This window comes from Staphylococcus pasteuri (genome assembly GCF_030547725.1).
Taxonomy (GTDB): domain Bacteria; phylum Bacillota; class Bacilli; order Staphylococcales; family Staphylococcaceae; genus Staphylococcus; species Staphylococcus pasteuri.
The window spans coordinates 1-233 of the sequence record NZ_JAUOQO010001035.1; the positions used below are offsets into that span (position 1 = coordinate 1).

Annotated in this window: 1 protein-coding gene; it reads left to right on the forward strand. The window is 30.0% G+C overall.

Annotated elements, in window-relative coordinates; translation table 11 throughout:
• Positions 1-233 (forward strand): hypothetical protein (locus Q4528_RS16315; protein WP_303522831.1); only part of this gene is annotated, 233 nt, incomplete at both ends.

The following is a 233-nucleotide window of genomic DNA, read 5'->3' on the forward strand; positions in this document are numbered from 1 at the left end:
GTGGTGAAGCATTTAAAGGATTCTGGCTTTAAAAAAATAACTTTAAATAGAGCTCCATCAGAAATAAAAGAATTTGTTAATTTAATTTTCAAGTCTCAAAATTTTAAACCATTTTTTCATATCGAGTCTACAAGTGGTTTACCTTATTGTTGGAACTCTCCCGCTAAAGATGGTTGGGATATAGATTATATAAAATATGAATGGGGGCATTTGAACTCTAAAAACCAAAATGG